Source organism: Daejeonella sp. (assembly GCF_030695525.1).
Classification (GTDB): domain Bacteria; phylum Bacteroidota; class Bacteroidia; order Sphingobacteriales; family Sphingobacteriaceae; genus Daejeonella.
In genome coordinates this window covers 1-14,892 of sequence record NZ_JAUYSS010000065.1, presented here as the reverse complement: position 1 = coordinate 14,892, position 14,892 = coordinate 1, and the positions used below count along the sequence as shown (strand labels likewise).

The 14,892-nt window shown below is 36.8% G+C and carries 15 protein-coding genes; 3 read left to right on the top strand and 12 right to left on the bottom strand.

The features are described from left to right. Positions 1-196: 196 nt before the first annotated feature. The 11 genes from Q8S11_RS14920 to Q8S11_RS14870 all read right to left on the bottom strand — a co-directional run bounded on the left by Q8S11_RS14920 (position 197) and on the right by Q8S11_RS14870 (position 10,539). The gene (locus Q8S11_RS14920; RefSeq protein WP_305662921.1) at positions 197-1,693 is read right to left on the bottom strand and encodes an ATP-binding cassette domain-containing protein; all 1,497 of its coding nucleotides are present in this window, start codon (positions 1,691-1,693) and stop codon (positions 197-199) included. A 589-nt stretch (positions 1,694-2,282) separates the two neighbouring features. Further along, on the bottom strand, positions 2,283-2,576 hold the full coding sequence (locus tag Q8S11_RS14915) for a hypothetical protein (RefSeq protein WP_305662920.1): 294 nt from the start codon (positions 2,574-2,576) through the stop codon (positions 2,283-2,285). A gap of 5 nt (positions 2,577-2,581) precedes the next feature. Continuing rightward, positions 2,582-4,162 carry a hypothetical protein gene (locus Q8S11_RS14910; RefSeq protein WP_305662919.1) on the bottom strand — a complete coding sequence of 527 codons (1,581 nt, stop codon included), beginning with the start codon at positions 4,160-4,162 and terminating at the stop codon, positions 2,582-2,584. A gap of 511 nt (positions 4,163-4,673) precedes the next feature. Then, the gene (locus tag Q8S11_RS14905) at positions 4,674-5,633 is read right to left on the bottom strand and encodes a hypothetical protein (RefSeq protein ID WP_305662918.1); all 960 of its coding nucleotides are present in this window, start codon (positions 5,631-5,633) and stop codon (positions 4,674-4,676) included. Next, positions 5,633-6,274, bottom strand: coding sequence for a hypothetical protein (locus Q8S11_RS14900; protein ID WP_305662917.1), 642 nt, complete (start codon positions 6,272-6,274; stop codon positions 5,633-5,635). The genes Q8S11_RS14905 and Q8S11_RS14900 overlap by 1 nt, the downstream gene beginning before the upstream one ends. Positions 6,275-6,291: 17 nt before the next feature. Then, complete coding sequence (locus Q8S11_RS14895; protein ID WP_305662916.1) at positions 6,292-6,600, bottom strand: hypothetical protein; 309 nt, start codon at positions 6,598-6,600, stop codon at positions 6,292-6,294. A gap of 1 nt (position 6,601) precedes the next feature. After that, positions 6,602-6,868 carry a hypothetical protein gene (locus Q8S11_RS14890; protein ID WP_305662915.1) on the bottom strand — a complete coding sequence of 89 codons (267 nt, stop codon included), beginning with the start codon at positions 6,866-6,868 and terminating at the stop codon, positions 6,602-6,604. Positions 6,869-6,877: 9 nt separating this feature from the next. Further along, positions 6,878-7,333 carry a hypothetical protein gene (locus Q8S11_RS14885; protein WP_305662914.1) on the bottom strand — a complete coding sequence of 152 codons (456 nt, stop codon included), beginning with the start codon at positions 7,331-7,333 and terminating at the stop codon, positions 6,878-6,880. An 18-nt stretch (positions 7,334-7,351) separates the two neighbouring features. Next, complete coding sequence (locus Q8S11_RS14880; protein WP_305662913.1) at positions 7,352-8,272, bottom strand: ATP-binding protein; 921 nt, start codon at positions 8,270-8,272, stop codon at positions 7,352-7,354. A gap of 11 nt (positions 8,273-8,283) precedes the next feature. Beyond that, the gene (locus Q8S11_RS14875) at positions 8,284-10,281 is read right to left on the bottom strand and encodes a hypothetical protein (RefSeq protein ID WP_305662912.1); all 1,998 of its coding nucleotides are present in this window, start codon (positions 10,279-10,281) and stop codon (positions 8,284-8,286) included. Between the two features lie 36 nt (positions 10,282-10,317). Further along, positions 10,318-10,539: a hypothetical protein gene (locus tag Q8S11_RS14870; protein WP_305662911.1), complete on the bottom strand. Its 222-nt coding sequence runs from the start codon at positions 10,537-10,539 to the stop codon at positions 10,318-10,320. A 101-nt stretch (positions 10,540-10,640) separates the two neighbouring features. On the opposite strand from Q8S11_RS14870, the gene Q8S11_RS14865 reads away from it, so the two are divergent. The 3 genes from Q8S11_RS14865 (at position 10,641) to Q8S11_RS14855 (ending at position 13,906) form a co-directional block, all read left to right on the top strand. Then, complete coding sequence (locus Q8S11_RS14865; protein WP_305662910.1) at positions 10,641-11,309, top strand: helix-turn-helix transcriptional regulator; 669 nt, start codon at positions 10,641-10,643, stop codon at positions 11,307-11,309. Positions 11,310-11,990: 681 nt separating this feature from the next. Then, positions 11,991-12,356 (top strand): BlaI/MecI/CopY family transcriptional regulator, encoded by a 366-nt coding sequence (locus Q8S11_RS14860; protein ID WP_305662909.1) that lies wholly within the window; start codon positions 11,991-11,993, stop codon positions 12,354-12,356. Further along, the gene (locus Q8S11_RS14855) at positions 12,353-13,906 is read left to right on the top strand and encodes a M56 family metallopeptidase (protein WP_305662908.1); all 1,554 of its coding nucleotides are present in this window, start codon (positions 12,353-12,355) and stop codon (positions 13,904-13,906) included. Before Q8S11_RS14860 ends, Q8S11_RS14855 begins: the two co-directional genes overlap by 4 nt. A 167-nt stretch (positions 13,907-14,073) precedes the next feature. On the opposite strand, the gene Q8S11_RS14850 is transcribed toward Q8S11_RS14855, so the two are convergent. After that, the gene (locus tag Q8S11_RS14850; RefSeq protein WP_305662907.1) at positions 14,074-14,622 is read right to left on the bottom strand and encodes a transposase; all 549 of its coding nucleotides are present in this window, start codon (positions 14,620-14,622) and stop codon (positions 14,074-14,076) included. Between the last annotated feature and the right edge of the window lie 270 nt (positions 14,623-14,892).

Sequence of the window (14,892 nt, the reverse complement as noted above, 5' to 3'; positions counted from 1 at the left end):
TTATAAATACAGGTGAGTGAAATCGGATTCAAATTAGAAATTTTTTAGATAGAATAAAGAAGCAATCAATAATTTATCTGCTACCCGACTTGCAAAATCACATAGGCGTTTAGAAAGTAGATTTCGTCTTCGCAGACAAACTAAAGTGACTGACGAATTTTCTTGCTTGAAGCCCAGGTAAATTCGTATTCTTAAATTAAACCACTCTCCCTTGCTCTAGTTTTAGCGTATGGGTAATGCTTTCAGGCATTTCCTGTTCATAATGACTAACATAAATCAGACTCAGATTACTTATTGAGCAGATCTCGTCAATAAGATTTTTAAACTGTTCCTGCTGCGCAAAATCGAGTCCGAGGCAGGGTTCATCGAGAATCAACAGCACAGGGTTCTTGACCATTGCCCTGGCCAGCATGCAGATACGCTGAACACTAACAGGAACATTTCGAAACATCCTATTGGCATACTCTTCAATCCGGAGCAGTTTCATCCAGCGTAAAGATGCTTCGGCTTTCGATTTACTTGAAATACGAAACAGACCCAGTGTATCATCAAAACCCGACTCAATGACCTGAAGGCAGGTATTTCCAGTCGGGAAATATTGAAACAATTCGGGCGAAACATATCCAATCTTTTTTTTTATTTCCCAGATACTTTCGCCAGTCCCTTTCCGCTGATCAAAGAGCGTAATTTTATTGGCAAAGGCCTGCGGATTATCGCCATTGATCAGACTTAATAAAGTTGATTTCCCCGCACCATTATGTCCGATAAGCATCCAGCGCTCCCCCTGCTTCATCTGCCAGTTTACCCGATCCAGAATCAGCTTAGCGCCATACTTAATACTAACATTTTCCATCCCGATAATGCTTTGATATGAAGGCCATTGTGTAGAAGAAAGCAATTTCCTCAATTCATCCTGATTGATTTTTTCGGTTGTACTTAATGATAAATTCTCAATACTAACCTGATCTGAAGAACCTTTACTGATCATTTTACCATCATCAAGGACTGCAATATGACTTATCGCTTCAGGTATTTCTGCAGGAGTGGTAGCCATGATAATGCTGATACCCAAGTCAGAAATTTCCCGGATAAGCTCATTGAAATCCTGACGGGCTGCTACATCAAGCCCATTTAAAGGATTATCGAGCAATAATAAAATAGGATTTCTGATCAATGCCGAAGCAATCAGCAGACGTTTGGTCTCACCATTGGATAGTTTAATTAGCTGCTTATCCAGCAGGGGCAGGAGGTTTAGTCGTTCGGTAACCCTTTTGAAAGTCCAGAAACCTCCTGGTCGAACATTTTTTATCGCTGAAAGATAATTTGCTACTGTATCCGCATCTTCAGAATCACATGAATTAAAGCGCTGCTGATAATAGAAATCGCTGGTATTCGAAAGATTCCGGAACTCATGCCGGGCAGAAACCTGAGCCATCAGTTTATACCGGTTAAAAAAGGGATCATCCTGGTGATGCTTATCAATATAGCAGTCAAAATACGGATAGCTGGCTTCCCCCCAGGCCATAGCGGCCTTACCCATTATGAAATCTAAAAGAGTACTCTTCCCTGATCCGCTTTTACCGACCAGCGCCCAGTTTTGACCTTTTTCAAGTTCAAAATCCAATCCTTCAAAAACAAGAGAATTGTATTGGCGTATGCTTACGTTACGGAATGAGATAAGGAGATTATTCACAGAAGAACTTTAATATCTGACAGGTCTCAAAACTATTGTTTTCAATCTAAAGTACAAAGGAGGATTTATTTGTTTTAATATTCCTGTTTGCTTACAGGTGTAAGCGGTGCTGTTCTGATATTGGTGCTAACGCGCGCCCAATGTCATTATTTAAGGATAAATTACGCGTTAATTACAAAGGAGGTTCTCGCTTTCGCGAGAATGACAACTCCTTGTGTGTCGAGAGAATACAGCTCAAGGCCGGAATTGGAGTCTTATCAATAGCTGATTTATACATCGAAAAGGCCTTTTTTCGGTACTCACTCCGATCCTGACGAATTCAGGATCTCCCCTACTATTAAATATTGAACTGTCATCGTGGCGGAGGCCACGACCCCCTTTTCTTCTTAAATAATGACATTGAACGCGCGCCTGTGGCGCGTGTTTATATTTTTATACACCCCTGAAAGTGCAATGGTAAACGCCATACCCGAATATAAACGAAAAAACGAAAAGTGCGAAGGAGCTAAAACGAAAAGTTCACTTTTTAACCAAAAAGAACATACTGAATGACTGTTTTATATAAAGTTAAAAGCCCTATAATTTGTATTTAAATACCTGTAAAAGTCCAAAGTATAGCTTGAGCAGGTATAGCATGATTTTCCTTTATTTGCTGATTAATATCACCTCCAAGCCAAGTATTTTGAGCTAAAAATACCCTTGCTTCACCTATGTCTTGCTGTTTTACAAGATTTATACATTTATTAATTATCTCATCTTCTGGAGCCTTATAATAACCAATGGATTGACTGTGATCTAGTAACTCTATTCTTACTTTTACCACATAACTATACTTATCTTTCCATTCATCAACATTTGTTTGGTCAATCAGTAAATTATTCATTTCAACTAATTGCTACTTAAGGCTAGTTCACTATCATGAACGGCTCCAGTTAAAATCTCAGTGATCATCCGTTTCATATCTCCTGCAGATGTTCCCTGAAGGTTTGTAGTTGAAACTGTTAAACTTTCTACCAGCTTACCAATGGTTACATTTACATTACGCACCTGCCGGTTTGTTGATAAGGTTGTACTCTCACCAGATCCTCCACTTAATGATGTTGCTGATTTAGGTAATCCGGTATTTTTATTAGAAGCCAGTTTATCCATTGCCGACTGTTTTTCATTCAGCCTGGTTTCTGCTATACTGGCATCAAAGCCTTTATTAAATGCCTTACCAATTCCTCCTCCAGCAATTTCCTGGGCTACTTTGACACTGTCTCGTACCCCTTCTAGAAATAGGTCTTTATTAAAGGATAATGCACCAAGAATAGTTTTACCAACTCCCATAAACACTGAACCAAGCACACCCCCAACTTCAATCAAACCATTCAGGCCAGCTCTGAAATTTTCAGATCTCTTGTAAGCGATAGTTAAGCCACCAATTAGAACTCCAACTCCTGTAATAACTAATCCCAATGGATTGGCCGTCATAGCTGCATTCCATGCCCATTGAGCCATTGTTAACCCTCCTGTAGCTGCGGCTGCTGCGGTTTGATATGCAGTATAAATGCCTAAACTTGTTGATATAACCATATAAGATCCAGCTGCTATACCTAGCTCAATTCCCAAAGTTTTAACTAAATCCTTATTTGCTCCGATCCAGTTCACACCTTTTTGTGCCAATTCAACAAGAGATGTCATACCTGAATAAAAAGGATTGAGACCTCCTGTAAGCAATTCCCCGAAACCCTCCTGAAGATTACCAATAGCTACTGTTAAGTCAGCTTTCCCACCGGCTGCATCTCTTGCAGCTTTTGCAGATCCGCCAAATTCAGTATTGAGTTCTCCCAAGATTAAAGCCTGTGCGCCTGCTAAATTGTTGTGTGCAACCATGCTTTCAATGGTTTTCTTCTGGCTTTCAGAAAAGCTTACACCAGCCTTGCTTAATGCAGTAATGCCCCTTATTGGATCATTCAGTGCTTTACCTACTTGAATAGATGCTCCCTTTAAATCAGCGGGACCATCACCGGCTAAACGTTGCGCCATGTCTGCAATAGCCGGTATAGCCTGATCAAATACAGCTCCTTTAACTTTAGTAAACGTAAGCAGGAGCGATTGAGCATTGATTACCTGGTCATCGCCAAACAGCGTAGTATTTTCAAGATCATTTGCTTTTGTAATTAATTGATCCATTGATCTTCCAGCTGCGCCATTGGTACTTACAATACCAGCCTGCGCCTGCGCCGATGCCATTTCAACTTCTTTGTAAGCAGCTACAGATGCGTTGCCAAAAGCAAACACCTCTGATACCGCAAAAGAAGCTGCTATTAAGCCCCCAACACTTCGCACAATACTTCCTAACCCAGACATTCCTTTACCGGATCGGTCAACAGCATTGTCAAGCCCCTGAAGTTCACTCTTTGCGTTCTTTGCTCCTGAAAAGTTACCATCCTTCAGGTTAATTAAATAATCAAGTCCTTTAGCCATAATAGTTAATTTTGAGACGGTTCATTAGTAGCGGTTTTTGATATTGACAATACAATTCTATAAATTGTGTTTTCCTCAAGCCAAAACTCCTTTTTTAATTCAGGCCATATAGCCTCTTCACGCATCATATTGGTGAAATACATATCGCAGTATCTAGAATAGATTCTCTGATTTCGTTCTTTTATTAACCCTGATACAGAATTTCGCATATAATAATGTTGGTGTTTAAGCAAAAATAGTATAGCTGGTATTTAATCTATCCTACAAATTTCATACAACAACGAAATATGGACTTAGTAAGCAACTGCAATGATGTGTTATAGCTTACTAATTTGCAATATTGCATTTATGTTATTAGGGTTTAATTATCCATTATCCAGAATAACTATTATTATTCATGTTTGTTGTTTTAATTGAGGCTGTAACTTGGTACTTACAGCAAACAAAAAGGGCCCCGTAAGGCCTTTTTTGTTTTAACTTAATACAGGATTAAAAATCATTTAAAGCTGATTTAAGCAAGCTTCCTTTCTGGAGTGATTACTCTCCGGAATCCATTTACACCATGGAGGGTTTTGACCGACTCAATTAAATACGATCCATTTCTTTCGGGATATACATCATCATTTATAATGGCTATATCACCAGGCTCGGCATAAGGCATACCAAAGGTTGTAAATGAATTTGTTAAACCATCCTGCTTAAGTTTGTCAAACTCATTTTGAACAATTTTAAAGAGAGCTGCTTTATCTAAGTTTACAAAGTTAAGTGTCCTTTCATCTCCATCCTGTTCTCCAAAAAATACCTCAATCTTTTTACCATCGGGAAGTTTACTGATACCTTTAACTTTAATTCTGATATCTTCCTTACGCTTGTATTCCAAATCGTTATCTATGACATTGGTATTAAAGTCGTAAAGTATTTCTTTACGTTTGCCTGATATTGATCCTGCAAATTCGGCCACCAGCACTCCATCAGTATCAAAATAACACTGCACACCAAATTTCTTTAATGCTTCCAATACTTGGGCTGTACTTTGCTGCTTAATGACAAAACCGCCTAATGTAAGATCACTAACCCTAGCTGTACCTGTGTAAACATATTTAATAAGTTCTTTAAGGCTGACAGAGGGAAAAGCCCTTGTGAAGCTATTCTGTTTAAGGGGCCACATTTCATCCTCACAAATGATTTCTACAGGTATTTTGAAACTTACTTTTGCTATATATCCGGTGAACTCTTTAACCAGCACTCCATCATAACCTAAAGAAACGGTAACTTTTAAACCAGGTCTTAAAAATCGCTTGTTTATATCATAGTTCTGTAATCCAAGCATGTTACGAGGTAAAGTTATTTTACAGGTATTAGTCAGGGTTTTTCTGCTTTTTTCAATCTCAATATTATTACAGAAAGGCAATTTTAAACTTCCAGTGGTGTCAAAATCATCAAATATTATCAAAGAACTAAGTGTCAACATTATCGTACCCTCCTTATCCGGCTCAGGTCAATAATTCTCTTTCTATCGTAAAAATTAAAACCTAAATCCCTCAATTTTAATTCCTCAAGATCTTGCCCCGGTTTAATTATACCAATCTTTAGAAGCCGATCGATTATGGTATCAAATTGCTGCATGAGCTTAAAAGCTTCGTTTTGATTTTCGTTTCTAGTATAGGAGCTAAACTCTTCTTCAATTTCACTTACATATTTAGGTGTAAATACAAAACGATCGCCAACCAACTCTATATTTGCGAGAGACAGCCTGTCAATTGTAATATCTGAGGTTATTTCATGCCCAGCTTTTGAAAGTTCTGTTTTTGCGGATTGGAATTCAGATATTATAATGTTCAATTCTTTGGGGAAATCAATTAACTCAATTGCCTTTTTCTTATTTATTGGAAGACCGTTAAAACTCATGTGAGATTTATCTACTATCAAATCAAACAAGAATCCTTTAGGATCAGCCAGCAACGTTTGAATGTTTTCTTTGCTAACTGCAAATTTGTCAGTGTTTTCATTAATGACCTCGACTAAGTTATTGTAGATAGCAAGATCGGCATTAATTGATTTTAGAGCCTTGTCAAAGCCTCTTTTGTCGTGGGATAAAAGTATTCTTTCCATTTTTTTATTTGATTAGTTTAAAATTTAGTTTCAGTTTCAATGTCATCATAATGCGGAAAACGCTCATTTATCTCTAAGCTTTTATTAAATTCTACAAGATGTATTGCAATGTAATTCGGAGCCATTTCCTGAAACATTTTTCTTGCTGTTTGAATAAACTTTGCTTGATTCCCACATTCTGTACACTCTTCAGAGAATACAACATCCAATTTAGTAGCTACGATATCTTTCAGAGTTGCAAGCACATCTAAAGATTCTATTAAGCCGTTGAGAGCTTTGGTTTTTTTTGATATGTCAGCTTTTGACGTTGGTTTTATCTTTTCCATCTTAATTTTTGTTAGTTAACATTTTTATACTGTCGATCAACGCTTCGGAGACTTCCTTCAATCGATCGAGCATATCCATCATACCTATTAATTTTTTTAACTTTTCTTTTTTTGAATACTCTTCAGTTCCAAAATTATCAGCCTCTAATTGGGGAGCCATTTGGTTTATTTCAAGTGAAAGCTTGCTGTCGATTTGATTTGATAATTCTTTAATTACGGTCAGGTCCTTGACTAGGCCGTCCAAGTCGGTTTTGTTTAGTTGTAGCATAAAATTTAGTTATACATTTTGTTTAATAGTTAAATAATGGGTTTGATTAACTTTATTCAGGCGATCTATAAGGGCTTTTGCTTCAATAAATGTCAGTTCTTCCAGTTGAGAGGTTCTATTGTTAGATATCTCTAAAATTGTCGATGCTGGGTCGTCAATTTCAACCGGGTAAAAAACATTGTTTAGCTGATTTATTTGGTCTTCTGTGATACCCTCTTTTTCCAGATCTGCCATATTAAGCAGCTCAATTAGTTCAATTAGGTAATGGAGGTTTGTTGGGCAATCGTATCTATAAGAATCCTGTGATCTCATTACATATTGAGAACAATCGAAATACAATTCTGAGTATTTCTGTTTAATCTCATCTAATGAGCTAAATTGCTTTAGAAACTCCGAAAATTTATTTACAGCTATAGCCATACTTAATTCCCGTTCTGTTTTTGAATGTTCATTTCTATTCATCATGATTTTGGGTTTTTTATTTTATGATTCGGTCAGTATAATGTTTTCAGTTTTAGTTAAGATTAAAAGACTTTCAGCCCTTCGAAGTCCTGAAACGGTTCCCTGTAGATCATTTGTTAGACACCTGGTTACGATATCGTCAATGGCTTTTGTGTTTGACATATTGACACTCAATACATCCTTGATAAGCTTTTTATAAAAGAGGATTTTACTTTTTTTATCAATCGGAACCACCGTAGTATATCGTTCTGAAAACCGGCTAAAAATTTCTTTAAATCCGGGTTTTCTAAGTTTGATTCCTTTTTCAATAGTATACCTTAATCCATCTGCCCCCATAAGGTACCACCCACAAAAACCCTCAGTAGCATTCCAATACTCCTTAATTTCTTGCAGAGTAACTTGACCTAAATCGCCTGCCTCATCAATTATAACTATGGGATTATTAATTATTTTGAGATAGCATTTAATATCTTGTTTGAGGTCGGCATGCTTACTAATTATATTCAATCCGATGGAAGAAGCGAGTGCTTTTGTAAACTGTAATATGGTTTTACCCTGGCTTGCATCAACATAAAAACAGTTCTCTAATGTTTTTGATAAATATTTAGCAGTAAATGTTTTACCTATACCACATTCATCAACACAGATTTTAGCCTTAGCATTATCTTTACAAAAAAGGATATCTTCTTCTAATACTGTGAATACATCCGTACGTGCTAAATTCCACAACTTCTCGGTTTTAACATTTAACTTACTTCCAAGCCTTAACCATTGTTGATCTGTCAGTACTCCTTCAATTTTACCTCTAATTATATCGACACAGGCTCTGGATGTTAGCTCATAATGTCTCAAAAAACCAACATTTACGTAATTAGGGCTATCATATGCCTCTTTTAGCTTTTTAGATACGTTCACCTTAAATTCAATACTTAGTGCTTGCATAGCTTTATTATTTACCATCTATCTTTTAAAGGAAGACCATGAGTATATGAAGTGGTGTTAAACTCTTCACTTACTGGCAGAATTGGAAGTAATTCCGGAGCTTCCCAATTTTCTATAGGTAAAGCTTGTTTTAATCCTGGCATGATGAAAGTTTTCTTAAGTGGGGGAGTATTATCAATAATGGTAATCCGGTCAATAGATTGACGTTGTCTGCGACCGTATGCTTCAATTGATGAAACGTACTTGCTCATTATTTCACGATTTATTAAATCGGTTTCGGTTTGTTCGATTTTCGCTCGATTATATGAGGGTTTTTTAATTGCCTCACAGATAAACTGATTGCCAATGAACACAAGGGCCTTAAATACTCTTCCATCATTATCATCAAGCCAATAAATAGTAACATTATGGCCTTCTACAATTCTCATTAAGCCTATAAGACGTTCACCCGTACATATTTCATTATCTAAACCTATTAGATATTCACCTCCTTGTAAACGCATAATACCAACATTACAAGAGGTTTTTGTTTGATATCCGATGTGGGGTATAATAGCAGCATAGTTTGTTGGCTTTAAGTCAGGATTCTGCATTTCACAGAATACTTGCCACCTGCTCATATCTTTATGCAAACTATGTGGCATGTTATTCCACTTCTCAATATCATTTAAACAGCCTTCAATAATTTCGTTGTATGGAAGCTCTTTAACTTTATCAGGACCGGCCTGGTTACTTTCACTGTTTGCAAATGGCCTGGCAAGCCATCCGGTACGGTCTTTCTCTATTGCGTATCTTAGTTGTCTGTAATAAGCTTCTATTCGCTTTCCTCGTGCATTATTAGCCTCTATTCTGACCTCTTGAAACATAGCACCCGATTTGAGAAAGGTTTCAATAAAGGAGCTGTTTAAGCTCATTTCGGCTTCAAGTTCAGCAGGAAGGTTAAAACCCCATTCGGCGTAATTCCTTACAAGCTGCCGGTAAAAATCTAATATGATCCCTTCTTTTTCGCGACCATGTACCCAACATGTGAAGGCCTCGCTTCCCAGGTCGATGCCATTGTAAAACCAAACCCGTTTACCATCGGTAGACTTAAAAGGAGGTTGTCTATCGTCGATTGAGATAATTGATCCTGCAAACTTTGGTTTATCTAGTGAATGGTGAGGCTTAAATAATTGCATCAACTTTTGACGGTCTCCACTTCGGATGGAATGGGTACCTATTTTGGTAGACCACTGAGCCATATAATTAGTAACTGTCTGAGTACTGAGCTTCTTAAATTCTACGGGATTATAGATTTCACCGCTTTCATTATTTATAACTTGTAAATAACCGGCAATAAAGGAGCCATATTGCCTATAAACTTCGGTTGCAGTAGGCTTACTATTAGCACCGGCAAACATACTTTTTAATAACTCTAAAGTATTGTCGGTTACTTTCCTAGTATTTTGATTCTTATGCTTCCCGGAGATTAAAGTTTCATATCCTTCCTTTTCAAACGCTTTTAAAGTGTCTTTAAATCTCCTTTCATTCTCTGGCAGGTTATGATGTACCCGATGTTTTGATTTAAGTATTGTCTGAAAGCTTTTGACGTCATTACATAGGGTTGAAAGGATACCTGTTAAGTTTCCACCTTTTGTTTGCCTTTCTTGAGTTCTAGCTGACCTCAAGGCAATCACAGCCTTTAAAACGCTTGCATTTATTATATATCGTTCTTGATATAATACATCCAAGTAACTGCCATCTGGAAAGGAATATGTAGAAAAGAAAGTAACAGCCTCGCTGTCAATTTTATAATATCGCTCAAGAATGTGAGTTATTTTGCGAGGATCACCAAGCCCGTTTTTTATATGCTCTGGTAAACTGTCAAATGCAATTAATAACTGTCTACCATTACCTCCAAGCTGAGCACGCTTTATACCATAGGGCTTATCGGCAAACCGGTGAAGGGTTAATTTAAGGTTTGACCATGTATGATACCAGGCCGGAACAAGTTCCTCTTTGGTAACCACTATGATATTATTCCACTCGTGCGGCATTGTGAGTGCTTAATCAATTAAAGATGCTAGACGAGAAATAGTATCATTTTTTTGCTGCTTAAAATCTGTTAAGTAATCAGCAATAGCATCCAAAATTTTTGTATTCTCGGATTTTCCATTCAAAACCCGATTAACCATACAAACAGTTACATTGCATTTTTTTGCAATTTCTGTTTGAGCTCCGAACGGTAATTGTTCGCGAATTTTATCAATGTTAAAGGTTGTTTCCATACATTTATAAGATAATGTCCAGTAATATTATAAGTAAAAATGCAAATAATAATCTTATTTGCAAATAATAATTGATAATATTTAACATTTTGTAAAATTTTATGAACCTTATCAAAGAGAGGCTTAATGAGCTAATACGCACCTTAAAGCTGTCAAAGAACGAATTTGCGCGTGAAATAGGCACATCCAGTGCTATGGTATCAAAAATTACAACTAAAGATGTCAACTTTGGTATCGATATATATAAGAAAATTATTGGTAGATATCCAAACTTGAATCAGGACTGGTTACTAACAGGAGTTGGTGATATGTGGAATGCGAATGGAAGTCCAGGTATTAAAAAGTCTGGAATTATTACAAAAGCTAATGAAGGCGACATTATTAATAAAAGTTATGTAGATAATGACGCTCCAATATATTTAGAGCGCCGGATGATGAATAAAGTAGAAACACAACTAGTTCAGGGAACTGATAAGCGGTCAAAGCTCTACAAGGACATTAATACATTGTTAAACTTCCAGTATATAATATCAAACCTAGATCATTATTATTTTGAGAATATTGATAAGAAGTTCTACGAGATCCAAAGTAATTATAATGGTAAGAAATTTGATTTTGAAAAGTACAGGTCAGATATCTTTAAGGAGATTGATAAAGTAATGCCATTCTCGCCATCATTAGAGAAATTATCGGATGCGATCAAGGAGTTTTATTCTGAAGCTAAACCAGCAGATACCGAAAATATAATATCAGGTTATCTAAACAACTAAAATGTTTGTATACCGTTTAAAACACCATTAATACACATAAAATCACCGCACACATAACTTTTTTAAAATCATTTCTATTAAAACCTTATATAAGTTACTGTTAATCAATAATTTATATAAGAAATAGAATTCATACTTATTATCCCTATGGGGGGGGGGCAATCCGCATTTTTGGGGTATTAAATGGTAGTTTTTTTACCCTATAGGGTTACCAATCACTACTTTTTTGGCCCCCAACTGTAACCCCAACTGTAACCCCAACTGTAGCCCCAACTTTTAAATTAGTTTAAAACTCCGGTTTTACCATACTATTTAAGCATGGTATTAAGCTCATTTAATCATTAAATAAAGTGGATTAATTATCTTTATAATACACCCTAATTATATTATTAAGGGCATAAATAGTAGTTTATAGGAGGTTTTTAAGGCTGCTTAACTTAATAATGGTAATTAAATGGTAGTAAATGGTAATTTGTACATTTCGTTTTTATTTGAACATTAACTTCTATAGTATAAATATACCGCTCAATGTACTTTAATTGCTGTTTTCTTAAATTTTGCCGTTTTGTATTTATTGACAGTTGGTTTTAGCCCCTATACGAATACCATCATAATAAGCATATGCAAAATTAATTTGCAATTACGAAAAGTTCGTAGTATGTTTACGAAAAGTTCGTAGATATGGAAAAGTTAACTTCAAATGAAGAGGAAGCAATGCAGGTAATTTGGAACCTTTGCACTGGGACCATTAAGGATTTCCTGAACAACCTTCCCGAGCCTAAACCACCTTACACCACCCTTGCCTCTACAGTGAAGAACCTGGAGAAGAAAAAATTCATCTCTGCAAAGAAGCTGGGAAATACCTATTTATATGCTGCGGAAATCAAGGAAGAAGAATACAAGAAAAAATTTATGGGTGAGTTTGTGAGCGATTATTTCAGCAATTCTTATAAGGAACTGGTCAGCTTTTTTGCGACCCAGGAAAAGATCAGTACAGAGGAATTAAAAGAGATCATAGAAATGATTGAGAAAGGAAGGAAGCCATGATGCCAGAACTCATCATATACCTGCTAAAAGTGAATTTTTCAATTTTACTTTTCTATTTCGGCTATCGGCTGTTTTTGAAACAATTTACTTTCTATTCATTAAATCGTATCTATTTGTTGCTTGGTTTGATTTATTCTTGCCTTTATCCGCTGATAAATCTGGCAGATCTGTTTAAAAGCAATCCTGAAATCAAACAGCAAATCAGCAGTATAAGTCCTGACTGGCAGTATTCAATCAGCTACATAAATAACTCCTATCCGGTATATGACAGCATTTACTGGCAGGCAGCAGTAGCGATATTCTGGACAGGTTTTATACTGATGTTGACCCGGCTGATCATTCAACTAATCTCACTCTTAATCCTGCATAAAAAATCTGAGATTGCAGTTTCTGGTGATTACAGGTTCAGAATAGTCCGTAAAAAGCTGAATCCATTTTCATTCTGGAAAACCATTTACCTGAATCCTGAATACCACGATCCGAAAGAACTCCAATCCATTTTAGAACATGAACAGGTACATGTCAGACAATTACATAGCCTTGACGTCCTTTTAGCCGAGCTCTGCACTGTTTTATGCTGGTTCAATCCGGGGGTATGGCTAATAAAGAAGGCCATAAAAGCAAATCTTGAATTCATAACCGACCAGCAGGTACTGAATTCAGGCATAGACAGCAAAGAATACCAATATGCCTTGTTAAAGATTAATGTTCTACCACAAAATGCATTACCCGTGAATAATTTCCATTTACTAACCATTAAAAAAAGAATAGCCATGATGAATAAGCAACAATCAAACAGGTTCAAAAAAGGAATTTACATCCTAATCCTTCCGTCCATCATGTGCCTGGTTCTAATCGTTACAAATTCAAAGGCAGCATTTAACAACAGTCCCCTGAGCAGTGTTATCGACAATTTCCCTCAAATGCCTGAGATCGCCGGCATTAATACCGAATTAACAACCGAAGGCATAGGGTCATCAGAAAAACCTCATGCCAAGAATAAAAAAAATCCTGGCAACAATTCAGGATTAACAATTCCGGCAGATACAACTAAAAAGGTAATCATCAAATTCAATGCAATGGGTGACAGTATGAAGGCAGGTTCAAAAAAGCCATTGTACGTTCTCGACGGATTGGTAGTTTCAGATCTTGGCCACAAAGGTTACTTTGACCCTAAAAACATCGACAAGATAACTGTACTTAAAGGAGCATCGGCTACAGCTAAGTACGGTACCACAGGCAGTGATGGGGTTATTGAAATCACAACCAAAACAGCCGAACGCAAGTCATCAAGCAATACAATACCTCCTGCACCGTCTGCTTCAATCAGTCTTAGAAAAGCAGAGAGCGAGAAATTATCACTTAGTGGTTTAAATAATAATGAATTGATCCTTCTCAATGGAAAAGAGGTAGAAAAATCAGTATTAAACGATCTTTCTGTAATGTCTATCGGTACCATAGAAGTTTTCAAAGGCGAAACAGCATTGAGCAAATTCGGAGAAAAAGGCCGGAATGGAGTTATTGTAATTACGACGAAAGCGGATAAATGATGCAAAAGAATACAAGGCCAACTTATGGATACTTTGGCACCTAATCGCGCCAGTAGTATGGTTGAAATTGATGCTGGCGCGCGCCTGTGGCGCGTGCTGCCTAATATATCTAACAAAATTTATCAAACTTATCATTGGTCCTGAGGCGAGTCCTACCAGATTGCACCCTACCTTATAAAATCAATATCAACCAAACCCTTGCCTCCTGCATAATCAATTGCACTTGAATACTTCCAATGCCAGTCTTGTAAAACAAAACCCGCGGCAACAGGATTATGATGGGTGTAGTCGGCCTTCTGTTCTACAACCCATGGACTCCACAATTCTATAGGTTTGTTATCATGCTGCCAGAACTGATTATATTTAACATTACTACAATTTTCACCTGCATTTCTGAACATTTGAAGCATCCAGGACTTGCGGGATTCTTCCTGATTTTCACTTATCGACCTAAGTAGCTGCTTAGATGTGTGTTCTTTGAATCTCCCCAATACCTTTGACGGATTCTCTTCCTTTGCTCTGAAAATAAGATGTAAATGACTAGGCATAATACACCAACAATATATCTCAAGGCCTAAATTACTTTTACAATAATTCAGACTTTGAACCACAATGTCATTATATACAGGACGGATAAACACATCAATCCAATTAATTGTAGCAAAACTCACAAAATAAAGACCTGACTGGTTCAAAAATTTATACTTTCTGCTCATTTTGAAAAAATTATACTTGAAAATAAATGGAGAGTAACTGTTTTGGTTAGGAAAGATGAAGAAATTAGTAAACGGTATGGAAATACAAATAAGCGGCAGGTTCTTGGTGACTAGGCTTGCATTTTTAAGGAAGAGGGGAGTGGGAATTGTTGGAGCACACGCGACACGCGTGCGCTAGCAGGGGGTGAGTGTTCCCATATGGGCACACGCGGTGCGCTAGCGCGGAATAAATTAATAATTGGATTAGAAAATATGCAGTAAGAATACCGG

What these genes read in the sequence shown, in the direction of transcription:
- Q8S11_RS14860 (WP_305662909.1), top strand. Translation starts at nt 11,991, where the DNA reads ATGGAAAAGTTAACTTCAAATGAAGAGGAAGCAATGCAGGTAATTTGG.
- Q8S11_RS14850 (WP_305662907.1), bottom strand. Translation starts at nt 14,622, where the DNA reads ATGAGCAGAAAGTATAAATTTTTGAACCAGTCAGGTCTTTATTTTGTG.
- Q8S11_RS14905 (WP_305662918.1), bottom strand. Translation starts at nt 5,633, where the DNA reads ATGTTGACACTTAGTTCTTTGATAATATTTGATGATTTTGACACCACT.
- Q8S11_RS14865 (WP_305662910.1), top strand. Translation starts at nt 10,641, where the DNA reads ATGAACCTTATCAAAGAGAGGCTTAATGAGCTAATACGCACCTTAAAG.
- Q8S11_RS14870 (WP_305662911.1), bottom strand. Translation starts at nt 10,539, where the DNA reads ATGGAAACAACCTTTAACATTGATAAAATTCGCGAACAATTACCGTTC.
- Q8S11_RS14895 (WP_305662916.1), bottom strand. Translation starts at nt 6,600, where the DNA reads ATGGAAAAGATAAAACCAACGTCAAAAGCTGACATATCAAAAAAAACC.
- Q8S11_RS14880 (WP_305662913.1), bottom strand. Translation starts at nt 8,272, where the DNA reads ATGCAAGCACTAAGTATTGAATTTAAGGTGAACGTATCTAAAAAGCTA.
- Q8S11_RS14910 (WP_305662919.1), bottom strand. Translation starts at nt 4,162, where the DNA reads ATGGCTAAAGGACTTGATTATTTAATTAACCTGAAGGATGGTAACTTT.
- Q8S11_RS14890 (WP_305662915.1), bottom strand. Translation starts at nt 6,868, where the DNA reads ATGCTACAACTAAACAAAACCGACTTGGACGGCCTAGTCAAGGACCTG.
- Q8S11_RS14885 (WP_305662914.1), bottom strand. Translation starts at nt 7,333, where the DNA reads ATGATGAATAGAAATGAACATTCAAAAACAGAACGGGAATTAAGTATG.
- Q8S11_RS14855 (WP_305662908.1), top strand. Translation starts at nt 12,353, where the DNA reads ATGATGCCAGAACTCATCATATACCTGCTAAAAGTGAATTTTTCAATT.
- Q8S11_RS14900 (WP_305662917.1), bottom strand. Translation starts at nt 6,274, where the DNA reads ATGGAAAGAATACTTTTATCCCACGACAAAAGAGGCTTTGACAAGGCT.
- Q8S11_RS14915 (WP_305662920.1), bottom strand. Translation starts at nt 2,576, where the DNA reads ATGAATAATTTACTGATTGACCAAACAAATGTTGATGAATGGAAAGAT.